The organism is Thermodesulfobacteriota bacterium (assembly GCA_040757775.1).
Lineage (GTDB): Bacteria > Desulfobacterota > UBA8473 > UBA8473 > UBA8473 > UBA8473.
Genome location: JBFLWQ010000013.1, coordinates 1 through 21441 on the forward strand (window position 1 = coordinate 1; position 21441 = coordinate 21441).

The window sequence follows — 21441 nt, forward strand, 5'->3', positions numbered from 1 at the left end:
CAAAAAAGGAGGACCCCATGAATAATCTACAGTGTAGAAGAGAAAGGATGAAAAGGATTAGTATCATATTAACAGTACCGCTTTTGTTGTTTTGCTACACTGCGGTTTTGGGTGAAACAAGAGGGGTGACGAAGGATACAATCATAATGGGCCATATAACCGCCGACACAGGCCCCGTTGCGAAAGATGCTCAGGCTATTTCAGAGGGAATCCGAAATTATGTTAGCCATCTGAATGAACAGGGGGGTATCTACGGTAGAAAAATAAAGATTATCTCTGAGGATAGCGGTTACTCAATACCCAGGGCATTGACAGCTTTCAAGAAACTCCTTTCCAAGGACATGGTATTTACCCTTTTTGGACCCACTTCTACCGGCGAAGCAACCGCTTTGTTCTCCCAAATTCAAAAGGAAAAGATCTGCACTTTACAGATCAGCCCTGGCGGACACATGTTTGACCCTTTCAAACGATATGTTTTTCATTATGTTTTAACTTACGAGAATCAGGTTAAGATATTGTTTGACTATATTTTAAGCGATATGAAAGCCAAAAATCCTAAGATAGCAATTGTGTATCCTGATGTGGAAGCTGGTAAATCAGGGGCAAGAGAAGCGCGTAATCAGGCAAAGATATTCGGGGTTGAACTCCAGGAAGAAGTACTGAACCTCAATTCGTTGGATGCTAGCTCCCAGGTTCTTTCTATGAAAAGGTATAAACCCGATTTCGTAATAGTACATAACCTTATTGCACAGGCGTCTCTCCTCTTAAGAGAAGCCAGAAAGCTTGGATTTAAAACCAATTTTTTAGGAACCCTAATATCAACAAATTCGGATACTATTGCTCTGTCCAAAGAGGCAGCAAGAGGGTTCGTAGGGGTACATCCCTTCAGGTCATGGTATAACGATGCGCCGGGGGTTAAGAAAATGAGGCATATAACTTTGAAACTTTGCCCTGGTACGGAAAAACCCTGGCGCAGTGAATATTATACCTTGGGGTGGGTAAACGCTATGCTTTTCACAGAAGGTATGAAGAAAGCGGGGAAAGACTTAACCAATGAGAATCTGGTGAATGCCATGGAGAGCATAAAGAATTTTGATGCATGGGGTCTTTCCGGACCTGTTACATGGGGTACTAATGATCGGGAAGGGAGCGTCAGTGGCATACTCCTCAAAGCTGATGTTGATAATGGCATAGTGGTCCCCATTAGTGGCTGGAGAGAAGCCCTTCCGCGCTAGAGTTTTTTGATTTTCCTGCATTATGGTTTGTCATAATTTGGCACCTTTTATACAGCGTTATAAAATAGCTCAAAAAAGACTGGATTTTGTCTCATAATTGAGGTATAAGCTAAATGGTTAAATGATAGCTATAAGTTTTTAACCTTAATTATTTATGGATAAACATAAGGACGTCTTTCCGAGATTATAGGGAGCAAAGAGGAAGACGTTTTTTTGTATAGAGGTGTAGCCAATTGGGGCTAGAACTGTTCAATTTGAGTAAGACTTTTGTTAATACTACCGACAGGGTGAATGTGGAAGCTCTGAAGAATATCAATCTTCTGGTGAATGATGGCGAGTTTGTATCGGTGGTGGGGCCCAGTGGTTGCGGCAAGACTACTATGCTTCGTATTATTGCCGGTTTTGAAAAGGCATCCTGTGGAAAGGCACTTTTAAACGGTGAAGAGATCGAAATCCCGGGTCCTGAGGTAGGAATAGTCTTCCAGGAGTATGCCTTATTTCCCTGGCGTACGGTTATTGAGAATGTAGAGTTCGGTTTAGAATTGAAACACACTTCCCGAAAGGAGAGAAGAGAAAAAGCATTAATGTACATCGAGATGGTCGGATTGAAGAGTTTTGAGAATAAATATCCTAAGGAGCTGTCCGGTGGAATGAAACAGAGGGTGGCTATTGCCAGGACACTAATCAATGAACCCAAGGTAGTATTGATGGATGAGCCCTTTGGTTCGGTAGATGCCCAGACCAGAAATTCTCTCCAGGAATTTCTGATAGACATATGGAGAAAGCGGGGAGACACTATAATCTTTGTAACCCATAATGTGGATGAAGCTGTATTCTTATCCCAAAGAGTGGTCTGTCTTTCTTCCAGACCTGGAGAGGTGGTGTTGGAGGTCAGTATAAATCTGGAGTTTCCCAGGGACAGAACGAGCATGGATTTCGTGAAAATTAGAAGAGAGATTTTAGAACATTTGACGTCAAATAATGGCAACATAGTTGCACAAAACATAGAACCGCAGATATGAAAAACATACTCTTCGTATGCACAGCCAATATATGCCGCAGCCCTTTTGCAGAAAGGGCATTAAAAAAGCTCCTCAGAGAAAAAAAAGTGACAGGGATTAAAGTGCATTCAGCAGGGGTTAGTGCTACCTCCGGGCGTCCTTCTCCTCCAGACGCGATCCGGGTTGCTGGTAATCTCGGTGTGGATATCTCCGAACACCTCTCAAGACCCATTTCCACTCCGATGATTGAAGAAGCGGACATTATACTTGTAATGAGCCTCTTTCACATAGAGGTAATCCTGGGAATGAATCCAGAATCAGAAAATAAGCTTAAACTTTTAGGGAATTTTAGTACATTCTATGGAGACGGAGAAGAGACAGAAATACCTGACCCTTACGGGCTTACTTCATTTCACTACAGGTCTTCCTTTAATATTATAAGGGATTGTATATATAATCTATATAAGAAATTAATTAGCGATTAGTAGGTACATAGTTATTAAACCCTACATATCAGCTTGCTGATAGCAGCATCTAATCCCTCTAGGGTAAGCTCAAACATGGGGAATATTTTGCTAATCATACTTATTGTAGGATGATTCCACTCCGAAAGGTCTTCAGGATTTAACCATATGGCATGGGTAAAATGATCGGAGATGCGTTGAAGCCAAGCTATCCCCGGCAAATCATTCCTTTCATAATAGTATATTGCCCCATATTTCATTACCAGCTCCTCGCGGGCCATGCAGGCATCTCCAAGAATAATCACTTTATAGCCAGATTCCAGGGTATTGAGCAACTGGGTTGTGCTTGTGGGCTCCCTCCTTTCTATATCTATATACAGGTTGTCATATATACAGTTGTGAAAATAAAAGTGCTGGAAATCTTTGAAATGGGTTGCTGAATGGGCAGCGCTGAAGAGTCTGCTGCAAAGCTTTGCATAGGGACTCATAGAACCACCCACATCCATCAATAAAAGCAGTTTTACTGCGTTCTTTCTCTGCCTTCTCCATATCAATTCTATCTCCCCTCCGTTTTTGCAGGTATGATCTATAGTGACATCTATATCCAATTCATCCTCTGGCCCTATTCTGCTTAACCTCCTCAATCTCTTAAGGGCTATCTGAAAGTGTCTGACATCCAGAACCACATCATTCCTGTAATTGCGGAATCTTCTCTCCTTTGCCACCTGGATAGCAGACCTGTTCATGGATTGCCCCCCCACCCTAATGCCTGCCGGGTTTATCCCGGAATTGCCAAAAGGGGAAGTTCCTCCTGTGCCTATCCACCGATCCCCACCATCATGGCGCTCTTTCTGTTCCCTCAACCTCTGCTTAAAGGTTTCCATGAGTTCATCGAAGTTCATCCTCTCTATCTGAGCAATTTCCTCCTCTGTAAGTTGAATTTTGTTAATAGGGTTATTCAGCCATTCCAGTATCTCATCCCTTAGCTCTGGTGGGGTTTCGATACCCTGAAAATACTCCTGAAATGCCAAATCATACTGGTCAAAGTAAGCCTCACTCTTTACCAGGATTGATCTCGCCAGATAGTAGAATACATTCAGGCTGGATGATGCAAAGCCCTGGGAAAGGGCATCCATGAGAGTCATCCACTCAGTTATAGAGACTGGCACCTTTTTTTTGCGGAGGGTATAGAAGAAATCTGTGAACATTTTACTACCAGTTATACCTGTTTTGGCTTCCCGATACCCCTGTCTTCTTACCACTCAGGTAGTCATAATCTGCCTCTTTTTTCAGGAGGACACCAAGGAAAGGGATATTATCTGAAAGCATTTCATGAGAGATTCCACTGGAGATCAGCGCCTGAATCCAATCCAGAAGTTCACTGGTTGAAGGCTTCTTTCTGAATTCATTGATACTCCTCAGCCAGTAGAATTTCTTGAGGACTTCCCTTAGCAGCTGGGTTTTAATATCCGGGAAGTGCACCATTACTATCTCCTCCATCAACCCTTCATCAGGAAACTCAATATAATGGAATATACACCTGCGTAAGAATGCGTCAGGGAGTTCCTTTTCAGAATTACTTGTTATAACCACGATGGGTCTGTGTTTGGTCTTAATCGTTTCATTTATTTCATGAATATGAAATGACATCTCATCCAGCTCATTCAAAAGGTCATTGGGAAATTCCACATCTGCTTTATCGATTTCATCTATAAGGATAACCACCTGTTCAGGTGATGTAAAAGCCATCCCCAATTTGCCAAGCTTAATATACTGTTTTATATCCGATATATCTTTGCCACCAAAGCGGCTATCATTTAACCTTTGTACAGTATCGTAAATATATAATCCTTCCTGAGCCTTTGAGGTGGACTTGATATTCCACACTATCAGTTCCTTATCAAGGGCTAAGGCTATATTATGCGCCAGCAGGGTCTTGCCGGTTCCCGGTTCTCCTTTCACAAGCATTGGTCTTTGAAGGGCAATTGCTACATTGACGGCATTGCGTAACGGTTCCGATACTATGTACTTGTGAGTGCCCATGAATTGATCAAACTTCTTTTTGTTCATCAGAATCCTCCTAGGTTCAGAATCTTTTTCAGTATAATTAATTAAATAACATAAAAAATAGCCCAAGCCAACAAAATAAACACTTTTTCGTTGAATTCTATACAGGTTTGTTATAATGGTTGTATCTATTCAGAAGCCAGTAGCCAGAACTCAGGAGTCAGAATATTGTTAAAAGCTAACCTATACTTTGACCAAATCGACTTTAAAAAATACTTATCTCTAACCGACTGTAGAGAATGTGGGTTTAACAACTGCAGAGGTTTATTGGAGAAGCTTAAAACAGACGGGCCCAAACCCGAGGTCTATCCTCATATCTCTAAGAATATGGCCCATGCATTCAGTACCGCTTTGAATGCTGAACAGATCATTCCAGAAATTGAGCTTATGCAGCTTCCCGTCCCTGCAGAACCTGGCTTGGTTGAATTCAATATGCCAGACAAAAACTCTTCTCTGCTAGTATCGGGCAATTCAGAGCTTACTCAATTGGCCCTTTCTGCCATCCTTGCCACAACGATCAAGCCTTTTTATGTATTGTTTATAGATACTAAAGGAGATACGGTGGATATGTCAATGATTTATAAGACATTTACTGCAGAGCGCATTAAGGAGATGATTGTGGATAGCAGCATGAGTGAAAGGCTCAACCATAAGGAGATGATCATACCCGGATTTGCAAAACCAATAAATAGGGAAATAGAACGGCTTACAGGATGGAACGTTAATATCGGGCCTGTTTGTTGCGGAGAACTTCCCCTCTACTTCGGAGAGGATTGGGTAGCCCCATGAATTTTCCATCTGGTCTTTTTTTTGACGTCCTCTAACATTATGCCAACTCGGGCCATTTTTCCCCTTATCTCATCTGCCAGTTCCCACTCTTCTTTTTCTCTCAATTCACTTCTAACTGTTATAAGCAATTCCATCAAAGAAGATAATAGATGTCTGTCTTTTTTTGATGCCCTTGTAACCTGATTTGCCATCTTCATTTGCATATCTGCCAATCTTTCATAGGCATTTAAAAGCGTATCAGATGTCTCTCCCTTCTCTTTCGCTTTATGAATGTGCTTCAGGATCTCCTCAGGTATCAGCATGGCAGAAGCAATGTCTTCTCTGTCGTTCAAGGTTTGGAGGAATTTCTCTTCTAATTCTGAAATTTTCGTCAATAAAGGCTCACGGGGCGATACTGGGGGATATATATTCTTTGTATATGTGTTTCTTTCTCCTGACAGGGCTAATTCATCGAATCCAAAAGTCGAACCATTCGAAAAAGTTTTGTCACACCCCTTTTTTCGTAAAACGACCTGCCCCACCCCTTTCACATAGCATCTCTCTTGACTCAAGTCAAAGATACCTGCCGTATGTTCATCTATGCCTATTATAATGGTTAAATCAGACAACTGATTCTCCAGTATCTTGAGTCTGGGAGCACCCATATAACAAAACCTGGTATCGTGATTTTCTCCCTCAGCATTGTTCCAATGAGGGATGACGGCAAGATTCAATCCCATATCCCCGAGTAAATTAAGCCCGTTCACCCAAAAGGGGTCTTCACCCACCTTATAAATTTCGTATACAGGCATAGAATATTTCCCCACACAAAGGGATGCAGCGCTGGCAAAAACGAGATGGCTGCCTCTATAAAGACTTTTTTTGATAGCATCTCCCACAGGGTTTCCCAACCAGTTTTTAAGGGCATACGTAGGGCTGCCAGGACCTGAAAAAATAAAGTGGGCGTTCATTATCGTATGAGCCACCTCTTTCATCATGAGGGGAGTCGCTCTGGAAAAATCCTTGAATAAAACTGGCTCCATCTTTACCCGAAAGTGCCTGTTAAAGTACTCTTTTGCTTTCTCTGATAGGATATCTGCATTGAGTTGAAACCCTGCAGGGGTATCGAGAAATACTGCCCTTACGGGCTTTTCCTCGATTCTATCCAGGATTTCCTTATGTACCCTCACCATGGAACTGGTCATCTCACCTGACCCCATGAGGGTTATCGTTCCGTATTTATTGCCTTCGTAATTCTTCAACAAACCTATACTCCATGCATATCAACCTACCAACACTATGAAACTGGAGTTGCAATGAACCTCCCCGCAGCAAGCTGCGTGGTATCCAAAAGTAAAGCAATTTCATGCTAAGATTACCACGCCTGCCTGCGGTAGGCAGGTCACTCCGCTCCTCGCAATGACATGGCAACTTTATGATTGCAACTTGATATGATGATATTAAGAATTGTTCTTCTTCTGGTAGAAATCTCGAGAAATTGCGAGAGACTCAACTGTTTCATCTATCTCATAAAACACAGGAAAGGATACGCTCTCTTTTAACCTATCCACTCTTTCTTTCCACCCCTGAAAGACAAAGGCAATGGGTTTGCTGTAGCGTCTCATCAATTCTGATAAAAAAGTCGTTATATCTAAAAGGATGTTATAGTGAAGACGTAGATTGTCCGTAAACACAAAGAGCATACCATCGAACTGTTCCTGTTTTATGGCATTTTCCAGTATGTATCTGTAGGACTCAAAGTTCCACAGGTCACCCAAATCCAAGGGATTGGCAGTTTTTATTACCTTGGCACGGAAGAACTCCTGAATTTTTTTCAGATAATCATCTTCATAAGGGGACATCTCAAAGCCATATTTAGCACAGAAGTCGGCAGCTATCACACCGTGCCCCCCTGAACGGGTCATTACTGCTAGTCGATTTCCTGTAAGCTTTGGTAATAAGAATACCTTTGCATAATTTATTGCGTTTTCTATGGTTTCAGCCCTGATAATCCGGCCCTGCAAGCATATAGCATCAATAATCCGGTTATCATTTGCTATTGCTGCCGTATGAGATTTGGCAACTTCAACAGAGGTCTCAAACTTGTTAACCTTATGTAATATGATAGGTTTGGAAGATGATTGTGCCAGTTCTAATAGCCTCCTCCCGTTATTTAAACCCTCTGAATGAACGCAAATGACCTGTGTCCATGGGTCTTCTATCAGGTAAGACAAAAAGTCTGTTTCTTCCAGGTCCAGCTTGTTTCCCATACTTACCCATTTGTTAACCCCGATGTTTTCTCCGAAGAGAAGCATAAGATAGCCATTTGCCACACCCCCGCTTTGGGATAGAACCGATACTGGACCAATCTTTAATGGAGGTACAGGCTGGAAAGGCAAACAAAGCCCTATTTCAGTGTTTATTACACCTACACAGTTGGGTCCAATCAATCTGACATTGTGTTTTCTGGCATAATTAAGGATATCTGCCTCCAGGTCAATATTCTCTATTTTAAATTCTCTGAACCCGCCGGTAGCTATATATATAGCCCGGGCACCCTTCTTGCCACATTGGTCAACCAGTTTTGGTACAGTTGTAGCAGGGGTAATTATAGCTGCAAAGTCTATCTCATCTGCTATATCCATAACAGAAGGATATATCTTCAACCCGGATATATTGCCCCCTTTTGGACCAACAGGGAATACTTCACCCTGAAAGTGATTGTCCAGAAGATTCTGGACAATGTTTTTACCCATGTTATCTCTAGATTCAGAGACACCAATTACTGCAACTTTTCGAGGATAAAAAACAGTTCTCATTAAGTCATTCATCATTCCGCTAAGTTCCTCATTATCTTTGTCGCATTTTTAAACCAAACCTTTCAATGCCTTCTCATATTCTTTATATGCCTGCCGTCCGAAGAGGGCAAAGCGAACGAGCTGAATATCAAGGTTTACCTTAAGATAGTCTATTACGGTTTTTAAGGCGATATTTGCAGCCTCAGCCAGAGGATACCCATAGGCACCGGTACTGATAGAGGGAAAGGCTATACTTATCAATCCCTTTGATGAGGCAAGTTTCAGGCTTTCCCTGTAGGCACTCTCCAAAAGTTTCGCTTCATTTCCCACCCCACCTCTGTATATTGGACCTACGGTGTGGATTACATATTTAGCCTTCAGGTTTCCTCCGGTAGTGATTACCGCTTTTCCTGTAGGGCATCCTCCGATTTTCCTGCATTCTTCCATAATAGCTGGGCCACCAGCACGGTGAATTGCACCATCAACACCCCCACCACCCGCCAACCTGGAATTGGCTGCATTGACAATGGCGTCGGTTTCTTCCTCAGTTATATCACCTTCAATCAGGGAGATGGTGGATTGGTTTACTTTAACTTCCATGAGACCCTCCTGTACGTTTACCCCGCACTATTGCTCAGCCTTCCTCCAGTCTGTTAAGGCGACATATTTTCCGCTGGCGGGGTCAGCCCTGTATATCTGGCATGAGTCACCACCCTTATGGCTTTCCGAACTATAAGAGATAGGACCAGAAGCCCCACCAGTATTATAATTCTTAATACCCTCAAGAGCACTTATCAGAGCTTTTTCATTGAGGTCCTTCCCAGCCCTTTTCAAACCCTCTACCAGCACAGTGTTTAAAACCCACAGATTGGTATATAGGGTGCCGCGGTAGGGTTTTTCCGTCCCCGGGTGATATTTCAGTGTGATTTTTCTCATCTTTTCCATTCTTGGACCCTTACCATACCAGGGTGACGTAGGATGAACAGAGTAGAATTGGTTCGCTGCCTCACCAATCGCGTTTATTTCCTCCCCAAGCATTGCAGACCAGCTGCCAAAAACAGGCACCTTTAACCCCATCTTCTTTAGCTCTTTAAGCAGCACTATAGTTGTCGGGGTAATAGTTCCGGCATGGACTACGACATTTGCTTTGCACCTTTTTATACTCATCACCTGGGTGGCGGCATCAATAGCGCCAGGAGCCAGGACCTCCTTTGTTACAGGTGTTATATTGTATTTACCAAGCCTCTCTACTGTAGATGCAAGCTCCGTCTTCCCGTTATCAGTATCAGGATAAACTATGGCAACCTTCGGTTCCTTCAGATTGAAGTCTTTAATCATATAATCAACAAGAACCCTCGTTTGATTTGAATAGGTGTCAATAATACTAAATATATACATCTTAAAAGGGTTAAAAAGAATATCAGGAACTGCAACAGACATGGTCGGCAACTTCTCTTTCTCGATGTTCTTCCACAAAACATTAACGAGACTGGCAGAACCTGGTCCTATCATGACAAAAACCTTGTCTCTGTAAACTATCTTCTTAAAGGCGGCAAGGGCAGGTGGAATCGAATAACGGTCGTCTTCTATAATTAAATTCAACCGCCTTCCATTGACACCACCACTATCGTTAATATAGTTGACATAGGTTCTCGTTGCGTCAATCCAGAGAGCGCCAAGACTCCCCGCAGGACCAGTTATAGGAGCAATTGTGCCTACCTTTATCTCTTTATCTGTCACACCTCGTACTTCTGCGTTAACAGTATGAGCATAGAACAAAGTCAAAGATACAACCAGAGTCACAACCAGTACAAAAACAACTTTTCTCATAGTTTTTTTCCCTCCAGGAAACAAAATGTTTTCTATTAACCTCTTTCTATCCAGATAGTATTTACTGCTTAACTAAAATACTTATCACCTCCTTTAAGCCCTGCCTTTTTTAATCAAAATCAGCGAATATCTCCCCGATATTTAACCCTCCAATGTTTGACCGTTGCTTCTTATATTTCCCCTTTAAGGAACTCGCAGCATCATCAAGGTCTAGATTCTTAATCCCATTTTTCATGGCTGAATACGCCTCTATGAACGCTGCCAGATCATCTGCTATCTTTATTAACTCTCCATCCCTTGGGTTGAATTCATCTTTGTTAAACCGGTCACTAATATCAGTGCTGTTTACCTTTTCTGTCTTATTGTTGATCCTGACGATACTGGTGAATTCATCTGCGGTAAACATTCTGATTTCATCATGCCATTCTGCCGGAACCATGTTGTATACCTCTTTCATCTGCTCCATTTCATATTGTTTTATTAGACGACTTAAGCCCTTAACAGACCTCTTTACCGGCGAGATTATGTCCCGTGTAAGGACTTCAGGCAGGTCATGAAATAATCCAGTGAAATAGTTGTTTATACATCTTCTCTTGCAGCCTTTTATTTCAAGGGTAAACAGATACGACAGTATGGCAACTATTAACATATGTCCCAGGACAGAGGTCTTCGGTGTCCTGTATACATGCCCCCATCTTATCTGAAACCTCAGTTGTCCACAGAGGTCTACAAAGTTTCTGAGTTTGTTATACATTACCAATTGTACCATCCCTTCCAGACCATAGTTTTTTTCTTGTTCCATCTGTAAATTTTTTTTTATGTCATCTATCTCGTAACCTTTGGGGTTTGCATGCTCTATAATATTAAATTCCCATTTTGTAGCATACAAATGGGCAGCATTGAGGATCTTTCTGTTGATGTTGTCGGTTCTTTCAGGTGAAAAGTACTCCTTAAATTTTTTGCAAAATTCCGTACCCAGGGGTGAGATAATGGATTCTAATTCCTTAAATACCCACTGATTTAATTCCCTATAACTTGCACGATCCTGTTTAATCTTATGAAATATCTGCGGTTTTATGTCTGTAACAACGAGGCGCTGTAGAAACTCGAAAAGACCCCCCTCGATGATCTCTAACCAGTCAAATTTATCATTACTCTCTTCAAATTTACCAAGTAAGTAGGCGATTGTCATTTTATGTGCCTGTTTATCCAACTCTGTTAGTTCCACAGGCCGTATCTTATCGTTCCATCTCTGCATATTTGCGGCATCCAGAAACCTCAAGAGTAATGCTTTCCTCATAATTAAACCTTCATGCCTTAAGCTGTATTAATGTGAGATTTACCTTTATAAAAATATAACATAATTAGCCAGGAAAAAGCAAGAAATTAAAGTGTATGTATAAGAAAATCCCTTGACAATACAAGGGGTTTAATCAATAATTAACCCATAGAATCCACATCTTGATAATTCTAAACCGGATTAAGAAAGGGCGAGTACATGTCGACGAAGAAGACGGGAACAGAGGTTGACAGTCTGGATCAAACCATTGCCGAGCTTCGGCGCGACCGGGAGCGTAGGGAGAAGACCTACAGGGAACGAGCGCTTAAGATTTACCCATGGATCTGTGCACGGTGCGGGCGCGAATTCACCGGCAAGAGACTCCGTGAACTCACAGTTCATCACAAGGATAACAACCACGACAATAATCCGTCTGACGGCAGCAACTGGGAGCTGTTGTGTCTCTACTGTCATGATAACGAGCACTCGCGACTTGTGGATGAGGAATGGTATAACGAGACTACGCCGGGCAACGAGCAAAAGCCAACTTCTACGTACAGGCCCTTTGCCGGTCTTGATGTATTGTTTAAGGACAAAAAGTAGCTGAGCAATTTCGGGACCGCCAAAAGCTTAAAATAAAGCTTGACTTTAATTAAAAAACCGTTATTATTACAAAAAGTATGAAGGTTTGCCTTTTATTTGGCAAGCTGGTTTCGTTCTGAAGGGAAGATCCATTTGTCAAAAGTGGCACCTAAAGTTTAGAACGATGTAAATTTTAGTGAAAGGAGGATGTCACTATGGCTAATGGAACCGTGAAGTGGTTTGATGACCGCAAAGGTTATGGCTTTATTGAGCGAGAAGATGGAACAGATGTATTTATTCATCATTCAGGAATCAATGCAACTGGGTTCAAATCTCTCTCTGAAGGCGACCGGGTTACCTTTGATATAGAGCAAGGTAAAAAAGGACCCGCTGCGGTAAATGTTACTAGAGTGTAACTCACCGTTTTAACCAAGAAAAAGGGCATTCTATCGAATTATGATAGAGTGCCCTTTTTTATGAATAATCCCTCTGGTTTCAAAGGAGAACTTAGTAGTCTCAGGAAAAATTTAAGTTGACAATAGGCTGATAATTGATAGAATCAAAAGCGGAAGTGACTAGGCTACTGGTGGGCCTCCTGGACTTCAAATCCAGTGGCGGGTATAGGACTGCCCGCGGTGGGTTCGATTCCCATTCACTTCCGCCAAAAGTAAACAATCGGCTTTGAGTCCGAGAAAATAGAGATAAGACGAAGAATTTAGAGCAAGACATGTAATAAAAGCAAACCAAGTCTTAGGGTATCCTATTAAGCCCCTAGTTTGGTTTCCAAACAGAAACCAAACTTTGAAGGGAGGCAGCAATGTTTGGAATTGGCATGCCAGAGCTAATTGTTATCCTGGTCATTATAATGATCATCTTTGGGGCGGGTAAATTGCCCGAGATTGGAAGCGGTATCGGAAAAGCGATAAGAAACTTCAAAAAAGCAACTTCTGGGAAAGATGAAATAGATGTTACCCCCAATAACAGAGAGGGAAATAAGGAGATCAAGGATAATTAAATACGACTTTATAAAAATCCTTTTTTCTATTTCCTCCTCTTACTCTATCATCACCTGAGGTTCATCTCTCTACCCTGTGCTTTTATTATACCCTGAAAGATCATACGATTGTCAGTATTGTCTTTTCTATGTCTCCCAATCCTAAAAAGATATTTTTAAGAAAGAACCAACAATATGAAGATATTGAGTACCAAGGATACCGATTTTTTAACTAACCTGGAACGGATATTAAAAAGGGAAAAATCCATTAACGGAACAGTGGAGGTAACGGTTCAGGCTATCCTCAGAGATGTGAAGGATAAAGGCGACAAAGCGGTTATTGACTATACAGAGAAGTATGACAAATCGAGATTAACACCCTCAATTCTGAAGGTTAGTGAAAAAGAGATAGAAGAAGCCTTTAACAGTGTCAATAACAGTGATATTGAGGTGCTTAAATTTGCTGCCGGCAGGATTGAAAGGTTTCATAAAAAACAGAGCCAAAACTCGTGGATCACAACTGAGGAAGAGGGGATAATCCTGGGGCAGGTGATTAACCCCATAGAAAAAGTCGGTATCTATATACCAGGGGGCAAGGCATCATACCCTTCATCTGTCCTGATGAATGCCATTCCCGCCAGGGTAGCCGGTGTGCAGGAGATAGTGATGGTTACCCCCACCTCCAACGGTAAGATCAGCCCTTATGTATTAATTGCTGCAAGTATTGCCGGTGTGAACAGTGTCTTCAAGATTGGTGGCGCTCAGGCTATAGCTGCCCTGGCCTATGGAACCAAGACTATACCTAGGGTCGATAAAATAGTAGGGCCAGGAAACGTATACGTCTCCTGTGCTAAAAGATTGGTCTTTGGCAAGGTTGATATTGATATGATTGCAGGACCAAGTGAAGTTCTGATTATATCTGATGGAAGCGGACCACCAGCATTCGTTGCTGCTGATCTACTGTCCCAGGCAGAACATGATGAGATGTCAGCCTCCCTTCTTATTACAGACTCTTATGATTTTGCAAAGAAGGTGAAAACCGAACTTTATAAACAGCTAGAGAGCCTTGAAAGAAAGATAATCGCCAGATCATCTATTGAAAACAACGGTACCATAATCATAACAAAAGATATCAACGAATCCATCGAACTCGCCAATAGGATAGCCCCTGAGCACCTGGAATTGGCTATAGAAAACCCCTTTGAAATCCTGAGCCAGATAAGGAATGCAGGAGCAATCTTTCTTGGTCATACCTCTCCAGAGGCAGTAGGAGACTATTTAGCAGGTCCTAATCATACACTCCCTACCGGCGGAACAGCCCGTTTCAATTCCCCCCTCAGCGTAGATGATTTTATAAAGAAGTCCAGCATAGTATCCTTTTCCCGGGAAGCCTTACAAAGGGTTGGTCAGGGTGTCATCCATATCGCACGTATGGAAGGGCTTGAGGCACATGCCAAATCAGTGGAAAAAAGGCTAAAAGAGGACAAACCCTGAAAGGGAAACCAAAGCGGGCGGCAATTATCTCTCTTATCAGACAAGATGGATACCAAGGAATTAACCCAATCTCATATCCTTAAAAGTGCCTATAGTATATCCAAAGAGATGGGCATCCCCATATTCTTAGTTGGTGGTACCATACGAAATTTACTTTTATCATCTGGTTTTGAAAAGGATTTTGACTTTGCCATGAAGGGTGATGTACAGAGTACTGCCAGGGGTTTTGCCGATAAAGTAAAGGGCAGCTTTTTCTCTCTAGACCCGCAGCGGGGGCATTATCGTGTAACCGTTAAGAAGAATAGCCGGTTTATAGATATAGACTTCTCCAGATTCAGAGGACATGATATTGGGAAAGATTTGATAAAGAGGGATTTCACTATAAATTCCATGGCAATTAATATACAAGACCTCTTTGAAAAAGACGAGATTGAGATTATAGACCCCCTGAATGGATTGGACGATATGGAAAAGGGGGCAATCAGGGCTTGCTCTTCCAGGGTATTCGATGATGACCCTCTTCGTCTGCTTCGGGCAGTAAGGATCTCTGCCGTAACTAACTTTACGATAGAGGATAAAACGGAAAGGCTTATCAGACAAAAAAAGGAACTTTTAATCAACTCTTCATGGGAAAGGATCAGAGATGAACTATTCCTGATGTTAGATGCCCCTTACGCATCCCGGTCTATCGAGAAGCTGAACAGTTTAGGGTTACTTAGTATCATATTACCGGAGACAAATCCATGGAAGGGTATAAATCAGGGTGAACACCATGACTATAATCTGTTCGACCATACTGTAAAAGCCATAGAATTCACAGAAGTGATTTTAGCAAACTTCTCTGAGTATTTTCCCGATTATGCCTCCGTTCTCAAAGTACACTTTGATGAAGAGTTAGAAAAGAATATTTACAGGAGCAACCTTATAAAATTCATTGCCTTCCTGCACGATTCAGGAAAGGTTGAAACCAAAAGTTATGACGGTGAAAAGGTCCGATTCTTAGGACACGACAGGGTTGGTGAAGAGATCAACAAAAACATTGCCAAAAGGCTTAAACTTGGTCATAAGGTAAGGAGGGTTATTACAAATATAACCGGGAACCACATGCGGGTTCTAAATCTATCCAAGTCGACCAATATTAGTCAGCGTGCTAAATCCCGTTTTTTCCGGGACATGGGTAAAGACGGTATAGACTGCCTTCTCTTATCCCTTGCCGACGGTTTAGCAACAAGAACAAATGCTGACAAAACACAAACCGTTCCTCTTTTGGCTATAATACAAGACTTTTTAAGATACTATTTCGAGGATTGGCTCAAAACACCTGAAAAGCCGTTATTGAATGGAAAAGAGATAATGGAGATGCTGGGAATTCTCGAGGGAAAAAAGGTGGGAAGATTGCTGTCTATGATTAGAGAGGCAGAGATAGAGGGGCTAATATCAACTAAAGAAGAGGCAAAGGATCTGCTCAAATCATTAAACCCTGTTAAGTAGGGATGCGTCTCCTTTACCTAATCAACCGTGCGATTTTATTATATGCAAACCTGTCTTTTACAAATAACAAGGTCAATATTTCCTATTTTCATTTCCCTATGCATTCTGTGTTTTAGTCAGGTTTTTTGCCCTTATACTGCTGTTGCCGGTAAAATAAGGGTGTTGATAATAGACGAGAACCATAAGAGTATCCCTGAGAAAGATGAAAAGTTAAAAAAAATCGGCGACAAAACAAAGGATACCTACCTTGCAAACGGAGTTTATTATGCAGGTAATATTGAGGTTTGGAAAGGGAAGAACGGGCTGTATCTTATAAATGAATTGCCACTTGAGGATTATGTCAGGGATGTTGTTATAGCTGAGGTTGGAAAGAGCTGGGAAATAGAGGCAATTAAGGCACAGGCTGTTGTTGCCAGGACATATGCTGTATATCATAAAGAGGCTAGAGAGAATTCTTGTTATCATATTACCTCATCTGTGCTGCACCAGGCATACAAAGGAAACTCCCCTGATGTCAGAATGGCTTATGCAGTAGAAGAAACCTCTGGTGAGATAATCACATTTAACGGTAAACCAATAGAAGCTCTTTACCATTCAACATGCGGTGGTAAGACAGAGGTTCCTGAGGATGTATTTGGGAAAAGCTATCCCTATCTTAAGTCAGTAGAATCAAACTGTGAGTCTTCTCCATACTGGGTATGGGAGAGGAATATCCCGCTGTCCGAAATAGAAAAGGGATTGAATACATCAGGCATAGAAGAGATAGTAATAAAATCCTATACATCAACCGGCAGGGTAAAGGAATTAGATATCAATACTGAATCAGAGCAAATCACCCTTGGGTCCAATGACTTAAGAAGACTGCTTGGCTGGCAGAGAGTTCCGAGTACCAATTTCAGCATGACAAGAGATGGTGATTTGATAATCTTTAGGGGGAAGGGGCACGGGCACGGCGTTGGTCTCTGCCAGTGGAGTACCCTTGAAATGGCAAAAAAAGGCAAAAATTACAGAGAGATCCTTTCTTTTTTTTATCCCGGAACAGAAATACAGTTATATAAAGGACACTGATCCTAACTTTCCACGTTTCGATACTGGAATTGAAACCGATTGACAAAGTAGAGATAAAATTGTAACTTAAAACTATGCCGTCTTTTTTTGAAAAGGTTATTTTTTTTGTTGCAACTGGAGCCTATAGCGGTTATTCACCTGTTGCCCCAGGAACTGCCGGAACGCTGGTTGGTATCGGGATATACTTTATAATCTATAATCCCAATCCTCTCATCTACACCACTACAGTTATGGTCATGTTCTTTCTGGCTGTCCTGATTTCGAATAAGGCAGAGAAGATACTACATGAAAATGACAGCAGACATATAGTTATTGACGAGATATTTGGATTCATAGTGACAATGGCCTTTGTTCCAAAAAGTTTCCTGTATGTTGTTCTCGGGTTTTTCTTCTTCAGGGTATTCGATATAATTAAAATTTTTCCTGTTAATTTCTTCGATAAGAAGGTTAAAGGTGGATACGGAATTGTGCTGGATGACTTGTTTGCCGGAATTTATGCCAATCTACTTTTGCAGGGTATCCGGTTTTTCAGGACTTGAATAATTGGAGTGACGCTGTGAATGCCGAAATTATAACCATTGGTAACGAACTTATTTCAGGCAGTGTTATAGATACAAACTCCTCTTTTCTTGCTGAGAGGTTACTCTCCATCGGCATAGAGGTTACCAGGATAACCTCTGTGGGTGATAATGATTTGGATATTGCCGATTCTTTAGAGTGTGCGCTTCAAAGGTCGGATGTAATTATTGTGACGGGTGGACTGGGTCCTACCCCGGATGACATTACAACTGAGGTCGCAGCTAAAATCCTTGGAAGAAAGCTTATCTTTAACAAAGAGGCACTGGATTGGGTAAAGGGATTCTTCAGAAAGCTAGGGTTAGAGATGCCTCTCAACAATGAAAAACAGGCACTAATACCTGAGAGAGCAGAGTTAATAATGAATCCTACAGGGACTGCCTGTGGCTTTTTAGCCCGTGAAAAGGACAAACTCATCTTTTTCCTCCCGGGTGTTCCCAGAGAACTGGTAAGGATGACAGATGAAAGTATCCTCCCCATTCTTCAAAGAGAAAAAGTAGAAGGCTTTCAGTTTAAGACAACAACTCTGAAGGTATTCGGGCTGGGCGAGTCTAAGATAGCTGAATTGATAAAAGATCTTGTTAAGAAATATGAAGCCGCCAGGATAGGTTTTCTGCCGAATTATCCTGAAAACTACATAAAGATTACGGCAAAGGGTCTTAATTATGAGGAAACAAGTACGATAGCCTCTAAAATAGGGGAAGAAATAACCAACCGATTGGGGGATTATATCTTTGGCAGAGACGACCAAACCCTTGAAGGAGTAGTAGGAGACCTTTTAAGAGAAAATGGGGATACTATTGCCGTGGCTGAATCCTGTACCGGGGGGTTGATCAGCCATCGGCTGACAAACATTCCTGGCAGCTCAGACTATATGATGAGAGGGATAGTAGCTTATAGCAATCAGGCTAAGACCGATCTTCTCAATGTCCCTGCTTCCCTGATAGATGAGTCTGGAGCGGTCAGTGCAAAGGTTGCTGAAAAGATGGCTCAGGGGGTAAGGGAGCTTGGTAAAACCACATTGGGTCTGGCAGTAACCGGTATTGCCGGGCCAGGGGGTGGAACCCCTGATAAACCTCTCGGTCTCGTATTTATCTCCCTTGCCGATAAAAAGGGAACATTAGTTAAGAGTTACAACTTCACAGGGGATCGATCCAGAATCAGGCTTGCAACATCCCAGACAGCTCTGGATTTGGTAAGACGGTATTATCTAAAATAAAAATGATGGCTTCGTAAAAAGTCCATCTGCGGCGTTGCGCTGCATCCTTCGTCATTGCAGCGTACCCCTTAGTACGCCTCACTCCTCAGGATTTGCGCGCCTTGCATCTGGAGCTTTTTAATTTGCCATCCCAATTTTGAGTTCGTCAAAAATGGCAAAAATACGCAGCTTTCTGGCTATTGAGCTTCCGAAAGAGATAATCAGCAGACTCTCGGAGATTCAGAATATTTTAAAGTCATCTGAACCCCATGTAAAATGGGTAAGACCTGAAAGCATTCATCTAACATTAAAGTTTTTTGGAAATATTGAGGAGAAGACCGTAGATGACATCTCTCAGGTGTTAAAAAAAGTAACCGCAAAGATCAGTGCTTTTGTTATAAATGTAAAGGATATAGGCGTCTTCCCCAATATGTCACGTCCTAGGGTAATATGGGTCGGGGTCGAATCCAGTGGAAGGACCCTGGACGTCCTGCATAAAGAAACGGAGGATAGCCTTAAGAAGATAGGTTTTGAACCCGAAGGAAGAGAGTTTAGCGCTCATTTAACTCTGGGCAGGATTAAGTCTTTGAAAAACAAGACAAAATTAGCAGAACAGATTGAAAAACTTAAGGGATGCGAGGCAGGTTCTTTCAGAGTGGAAAATCTGTTTTTATTCAAAAGCGACCTGCGACCTACAGGAGCGGTTTATACAAAACTAGAGACATTTAATTTAGGAGGGGCAAAGTAACCCCATCCTTTTCAACAGCACACTTAAGTGTGCTGTTGTACGGGTCGCTTGCTTATGGCGAACTTTCCTTGTCCTTTGTGCCCGCCTGAGGCGGGCATGTTGGTTTCATTTCAAATAACTTTATGCACTTAACTTGAAAAATCTATAGGGAGGTTTTTATGGGAACTGACCCAAATAAAGAAAAGGTCATTGATCTGGCTCTGATTCAAATTGAGAAACAATTCGGTAAAGGTTCCATTATGAGGTTGGGAATGGATGCAATAATACCGGACATACCAACCATCTCAACAGGCTCATTGGGCTTAGACATTGCTTTAGGAATAGGAGGTATCCCCAGAGGAAGGGTTGTTGAGATTTTTGGACCTGAGTCATCAGGAAAAACAACCCTTGCCCTGCATGCCATTTCTGAAGCACAGAAAGGAGGCGGTATTGCAGCATTTATAGATGCGGAACACGCCCTGGATGTGAGTTATGCCCGAAAATTGGGAGTAAAGACAGAGGATTTGTTGATATCACAGCCCGATACCGGAGAACAGGCACTGGAGATCGCAGAAATGCTGGTCAGGAGCGGAGCAATAGACGTGGTAGTAATAGATTCTGTGGCAGCTTTAACACCAAGGGCAGAAATCGAAGGGGAGATGGGAGACGCTCATATGGGACTTCAGGCAAGGCTTATGTCTCAGGCACTCAGGAAGTTAACTGCAACCATCAGCAAATCCATGACCATTGTAATATTCATTAACCAGATCAGGATGAAGATCGGTGTTATGTTTGGAAATCCTGAGACCACCACAGGCGGCAACGCTCTGAAGTTCTATTCCTCTGTGCGGCTCGATATTCGCCGCATTGCATCCATAAAAGAAGGACAGGATGTAGTAGGAAGCAGAACCAGGGTAAGGGTTGTAAAGAACAAGGTGGCTCCGCCTTTTAAAGAGGTTGAATTTGATATAATGTATGGAGAAGGTATATCCAGGGAGGGCGACCTTCTGGATGTAGCTACTTCGTATAATTTAATAGAAAAAAGCGGGTCATGGTATTCATATGGAGAAGAACGTATCGGGCAGGGAAGAGAGAATTCCAAACTGTTCTTAAAAGAGCATCCCGAGGTTGCCGAAGAGATTAAGATGAAAATCCTGGATCGCTTTGGTCTAAAACCAAAACAGGAAAAGGTGGAGAGTAATAATAAGTAAGGCTATTTTTCAATATGACTATTATTCTTCTGCAATATATTAAAGGAAATGGACATTATAATGTTAGGTAACTCCCGGACCATATCAGGGGTGATTGTGAGGATATTCATTTGCTGCATATCTTTGTAGATGCTGATGCGTGCCCGGTCAAACAGGAGGTGTATCGCGTTGCAAGCCGATATCGCCTTGATGTCACATTGGTGACCAACTCTTGGATGCAAGTTCCGAATGAACGATGGATTGCACTCGAAGTTGTAGAAGATGGATTGGATGCGGCCGATGATTGGATTGTCGACCACGTGCAAACTAACGACATCGTGGTCACTGCTGATATTCTGCTTGCGAGCCGCTGCCTGGAGGAAGGTGCACGCGTAATTGGCACAACCGGAAAACCATTCACGGAAAACAACATCGGTGAGGCCGTCGCGATTCGGAACCTGTTATCAGAACTTCGTAGCGCAGGAGAGATAACGAGCAGGCCTCCACCACTAAAAAAGCGTGACCGATCCCGTTTTCTTCATCAACTCGACAACGTAATTCAATCAATCCGTCGTAAGCATCTGTTCATTTACACCTGACAAAATAAATAAGAATAACGGTCAGGAAATCCTCTTTCTTGTCATTCCAGCGGACCCAGTATCAAGTACGGGGCAGGCAT

At 42.2% G+C, this 21441-nt stretch carries 22 protein-coding genes and 1 tRNA gene; 16 read left to right on the forward strand and 7 right to left on the reverse strand.

The window, feature by feature from the left end; all coding sequences use genetic code 11:
* The first annotated feature begins 17 nt into the window (after nucleotides 1–17).
* The 3 genes from AB1401_09085 to AB1401_09095 all read left to right on the forward strand — a co-directional run bounded on the left by AB1401_09085 (nucleotide 18) and on the right by AB1401_09095 (nucleotide 2721).
* Nucleotides 18–1235, forward strand: coding sequence for an ABC transporter substrate-binding protein (locus tag AB1401_09085; GenBank protein ID MEW6615604.1), 1218 nt, complete (start codon nucleotides 18–20; stop codon nucleotides 1233–1235).
* A gap of 233 nt (nucleotides 1236–1468) precedes the next feature.
* Complete coding sequence (locus AB1401_09090; protein ID MEW6615605.1) at nucleotides 1469–2257, forward strand: ABC transporter ATP-binding protein; 789 nt, start codon at nucleotides 1469–1471, stop codon at nucleotides 2255–2257.
* Nucleotides 2254–2721 (forward strand): low molecular weight phosphotyrosine protein phosphatase, encoded by a 468-nt coding sequence (locus AB1401_09095; GenBank protein ID MEW6615606.1) that lies wholly within the window; start codon nucleotides 2254–2256, stop codon nucleotides 2719–2721. Before AB1401_09090 ends, AB1401_09095 begins: the two co-directional genes overlap by 4 nt.
* A 14-nt stretch (nucleotides 2722–2735) precedes the next feature.
* On the opposite strand, the gene AB1401_09100 is transcribed toward AB1401_09095, so the two are convergent.
* Nucleotides 2736–3962 carry a VWA domain-containing protein gene (locus AB1401_09100; protein MEW6615607.1) on the reverse strand — a complete coding sequence of 409 codons (1227 nt, stop codon included), beginning with the start codon at nucleotides 3960–3962 and terminating at the stop codon, nucleotides 2736–2738.
* Nucleotides 3913–4770 carry a MoxR family ATPase gene (locus tag AB1401_09105; protein MEW6615608.1) on the reverse strand — a complete coding sequence of 286 codons (858 nt, stop codon included), beginning with the start codon at nucleotides 4768–4770 and terminating at the stop codon, nucleotides 3913–3915. The genes AB1401_09100 and AB1401_09105 overlap by 50 nt, the downstream gene beginning before the upstream one ends.
* Nucleotides 4771–4935: 165 nt before the next feature.
* Here AB1401_09105 and AB1401_09110 point away from each other — a divergent pair, with 165 nt between their 5' ends.
* A complete protein-coding gene (locus AB1401_09110; protein MEW6615609.1) occupies nucleotides 4936–5556 on the forward strand; it encodes a hypothetical protein in 621 nt (206 codons plus the stop codon).
* Here the strand turns inward: AB1401_09110 and AB1401_09115 are convergent.
* The 5 genes from AB1401_09115 to AB1401_09135 all read right to left on the reverse strand — a co-directional run bounded on the left by AB1401_09115 (nucleotide 5526) and on the right by AB1401_09135 (nucleotide 11463).
* The gene (locus tag AB1401_09115; protein MEW6615610.1) at nucleotides 5526–6800 is read right to left on the reverse strand and encodes a hypothetical protein; all 1275 of its coding nucleotides are present in this window, start codon (nucleotides 6798–6800) and stop codon (nucleotides 5526–5528) included. The genes AB1401_09110 and AB1401_09115 overlap by 31 nt on opposite strands.
* A gap of 195 nt (nucleotides 6801–6995) precedes the next feature.
* Entirely contained in the window at nucleotides 6996–8369 is a 1374-nt protein-coding gene (locus AB1401_09120; GenBank protein ID MEW6615611.1) for a CoA-binding protein, read from the reverse strand.
* Nucleotides 8370–8402: 33 nt separating this feature from the next.
* Nucleotides 8403–8933, reverse strand: coding sequence for an O-acetyl-ADP-ribose deacetylase (locus AB1401_09125; GenBank protein ID MEW6615612.1), 531 nt, complete (start codon nucleotides 8931–8933; stop codon nucleotides 8403–8405).
* Nucleotides 8934–8960: 27 nt separating this feature from the next.
* A complete protein-coding gene (locus tag AB1401_09130; protein MEW6615613.1) occupies nucleotides 8961–10163 on the reverse strand; it encodes an ABC transporter substrate-binding protein in 1203 nt (400 codons plus the stop codon).
* Between the two features lie 109 nt (nucleotides 10164–10272).
* The gene (locus AB1401_09135; GenBank protein ID MEW6615614.1) at nucleotides 10273–11463 is read right to left on the reverse strand and encodes an HD domain-containing protein; all 1191 of its coding nucleotides are present in this window, start codon (nucleotides 11461–11463) and stop codon (nucleotides 10273–10275) included.
* 198 nt (nucleotides 11464–11661) lie between these two features.
* On the opposite strand from AB1401_09135, the gene AB1401_09140 reads away from it, so the two are divergent.
* The 12 genes from AB1401_09140 to AB1401_09195 all read left to right on the forward strand — a co-directional run bounded on the left by AB1401_09140 (nucleotide 11662) and on the right by AB1401_09195 (nucleotide 21361).
* Entirely contained in the window at nucleotides 11662–12045 is a 384-nt protein-coding gene (locus tag AB1401_09140) for a YajD family HNH nuclease (GenBank protein MEW6615615.1), read from the forward strand.
* A gap of 194 nt (nucleotides 12046–12239) precedes the next feature.
* Nucleotides 12240–12440 (forward strand): cold-shock protein, encoded by a 201-nt coding sequence (locus AB1401_09145; protein ID MEW6615616.1) that lies wholly within the window; start codon nucleotides 12240–12242, stop codon nucleotides 12438–12440.
* Between the two features lie 151 nt (nucleotides 12441–12591).
* Nucleotides 12592–12688: transfer RNA gene (locus tag AB1401_09150), tRNA-Sec, on the forward strand.
* A 153-nt stretch (nucleotides 12689–12841) separates the two neighbouring features.
* Nucleotides 12842–13039 carry a twin-arginine translocase TatA/TatE family subunit gene (locus AB1401_09155; protein MEW6615617.1) on the forward strand — a complete coding sequence of 66 codons (198 nt, stop codon included), beginning with the start codon at nucleotides 12842–12844 and terminating at the stop codon, nucleotides 13037–13039.
* Nucleotides 13040–13213: 174 nt separating this feature from the next.
* Nucleotides 13214–14512 (forward strand): histidinol dehydrogenase, encoded by a 1299-nt coding sequence (gene hisD, locus AB1401_09160; protein MEW6615618.1) that lies wholly within the window; start codon nucleotides 13214–13216, stop codon nucleotides 14510–14512.
* 45 nt (nucleotides 14513–14557) lie between these two features.
* Nucleotides 14558–16003 (forward strand): HD domain-containing protein, encoded by a 1446-nt coding sequence (locus AB1401_09165; protein MEW6615619.1) that lies wholly within the window; start codon nucleotides 14558–14560, stop codon nucleotides 16001–16003.
* Nucleotides 16004–16162: 159 nt separating this feature from the next.
* Complete coding sequence (locus tag AB1401_09170) at nucleotides 16163–17071, forward strand: SpoIID/LytB domain-containing protein (GenBank protein MEW6615620.1); 909 nt, start codon at nucleotides 16163–16165, stop codon at nucleotides 17069–17071.
* 74 nt (nucleotides 17072–17145) lie between these two features.
* Nucleotides 17146–17610: a phosphatidylglycerophosphatase A gene (locus AB1401_09175; protein MEW6615621.1), complete on the forward strand. Its 465-nt coding sequence runs from the start codon at nucleotides 17146–17148 to the stop codon at nucleotides 17608–17610.
* 17 nt (nucleotides 17611–17627) lie between these two features.
* Nucleotides 17628–18866: a competence/damage-inducible protein A gene (locus tag AB1401_09180; GenBank protein MEW6615622.1), complete on the forward strand. Its 1239-nt coding sequence runs from the start codon at nucleotides 17628–17630 to the stop codon at nucleotides 18864–18866.
* Nucleotides 18867–19017: 151 nt separating this feature from the next.
* A complete protein-coding gene (gene thpR, locus AB1401_09185; GenBank protein ID MEW6615623.1) occupies nucleotides 19018–19593 on the forward strand; it encodes an RNA 2',3'-cyclic phosphodiesterase in 576 nt (191 codons plus the stop codon).
* Between the two features lie 158 nt (nucleotides 19594–19751).
* On the forward strand, nucleotides 19752–20783 hold the full coding sequence (recA, locus tag AB1401_09190) for a recombinase RecA (GenBank protein MEW6615624.1): 1032 nt from the start codon (nucleotides 19752–19754) through the stop codon (nucleotides 20781–20783).
* A gap of 110 nt (nucleotides 20784–20893) precedes the next feature.
* Entirely contained in the window at nucleotides 20894–21361 is a 468-nt protein-coding gene (locus AB1401_09195; GenBank protein MEW6615625.1) for a YaiI/YqxD family protein, read from the forward strand.
* Nucleotides 21362–21441: the final 80 nt, after the last annotated feature.

What these genes read in the sequence shown, in the direction of transcription:
- AB1401_09135 (MEW6615614.1), bottom strand. Translation starts at nt 11,463, where the DNA reads ATGAGGAAAGCATTACTCTTGAGGTTTCTGGATGCCGCAAATATGCAG.
- AB1401_09130 (MEW6615613.1), bottom strand. Translation starts at nt 10,163, where the DNA reads ATGAGAAAAGTTGTTTTTGTACTGGTTGTGACTCTGGTTGTATCTTTG.
- AB1401_09175 (MEW6615621.1), top strand. Translation starts at nt 17,146, where the DNA reads ATGCCGTCTTTTTTTGAAAAGGTTATTTTTTTTGTTGCAACTGGAGCC.
- AB1401_09125 (MEW6615612.1), bottom strand. Translation starts at nt 8,933, where the DNA reads ATGGAAGTTAAAGTAAACCAATCCACCATCTCCCTGATTGAAGGTGAT.
- AB1401_09120 (MEW6615611.1), bottom strand. Translation starts at nt 8,369, where the DNA reads ATGATGAATGACTTAATGAGAACTGTTTTTTATCCTCGAAAAGTTGCA.
- AB1401_09085 (MEW6615604.1), top strand. Translation starts at nt 18, where the DNA reads ATGAATAATCTACAGTGTAGAAGAGAAAGGATGAAAAGGATTAGTATC.
- hisD (MEW6615618.1), top strand. Translation starts at nt 13,214, where the DNA reads ATGAAGATATTGAGTACCAAGGATACCGATTTTTTAACTAACCTGGAA.
- AB1401_09145 (MEW6615616.1), top strand. Translation starts at nt 12,240, where the DNA reads ATGGCTAATGGAACCGTGAAGTGGTTTGATGACCGCAAAGGTTATGGC.
- AB1401_09155 (MEW6615617.1), top strand. Translation starts at nt 12,842, where the DNA reads ATGTTTGGAATTGGCATGCCAGAGCTAATTGTTATCCTGGTCATTATA.
- recA (MEW6615624.1), top strand. Translation starts at nt 19,752, where the DNA reads ATGGGAACTGACCCAAATAAAGAAAAGGTCATTGATCTGGCTCTGATT.
- AB1401_09105 (MEW6615608.1), bottom strand. Translation starts at nt 4,770, where the DNA reads ATGAACAAAAAGAAGTTTGATCAATTCATGGGCACTCACAAGTACATA.
- thpR (MEW6615623.1), top strand. Translation starts at nt 19,018, where the DNA reads ATGGCAAAAATACGCAGCTTTCTGGCTATTGAGCTTCCGAAAGAGATA.
- AB1401_09140 (MEW6615615.1), top strand. Translation starts at nt 11,662, where the DNA reads ATGTCGACGAAGAAGACGGGAACAGAGGTTGACAGTCTGGATCAAACC.
- AB1401_09165 (MEW6615619.1), top strand. Translation starts at nt 14,558, where the DNA reads ATGGATACCAAGGAATTAACCCAATCTCATATCCTTAAAAGTGCCTAT.
- AB1401_09095 (MEW6615606.1), top strand. Translation starts at nt 2,254, where the DNA reads ATGAAAAACATACTCTTCGTATGCACAGCCAATATATGCCGCAGCCCT.